Origin of the sequence: Mesorhizobium sp. M4A.F.Ca.ET.050.02.1.1 (assembly GCF_003997725.1) — a bacterium.
GTDB lineage: Bacteria > Pseudomonadota > Alphaproteobacteria > Rhizobiales > Rhizobiaceae > Mesorhizobium.
Map to the genome: position 1 here is coordinate 1 of NZ_RZSG01001434.1, position 579 is coordinate 579.

Here is a 579-nt window from a genome sequence, read left to right on the forward strand (position 1 = left end):
TCTCTCTCCGGCCTGTCGCTGGCGATGCTGCGCGACGGCGACCATTCCGGCCTGATTGCGATCCTCTTCCTGTTCGCCGTCGTCTGGGCGACCGACATAACGGCCTATTTCGTCGGTCGCGCCGTTGGCGGCCCGAAGCTGGCGCCGTCGATCTCGCCCGGCAAGACGCAGAGCGGGGCGTTGGGCGGCGCCGTCGGCGGCGTCGTGGCCGGTGTGCTTTTGGCCTCGGCGACCGGAGTCGGCAATCTCGGAACACTCGGCCTCGTGGCACTCGCCCTGTCGGTGGTGGCGCAGGCAGGTGACCTTTTCGAATCCTGGGTCAAGCGCCGCCACGGCCAGAAGGACTCCGGCAACCTGATCCCTGGCCATGGCGGCGTCATGGACAGGGTGGACGGGCTTGTCGCGGCGGCTCTGGCCCTGTACGTCATCGGCTGGATCTCGGCGGGCGCCGATCATCCGGCGCAGGGGCTGTTTCCGATTTGAACCGCATGCCGCAGGGCGAAGAACAGGCAGCGCCACGGATTCGCCCGGATTGATGTCACAGTCGCGGCACGGCCTGCGTCGCGCACGGTTTTGAGG

1 protein-coding gene is annotated in these 579 nt (G+C 68.0%); it reads left to right on the forward strand.

The genetic code is table 11. From position 1 onward, the window contains the following. The coding region (locus EOA33_RS37985) for a phosphatidate cytidylyltransferase (RefSeq protein WP_190234547.1) at window positions 1-483 on the forward strand (483 nt) is incomplete at its 5' end. Window positions 484-579: the final 96 nt, after the last annotated feature.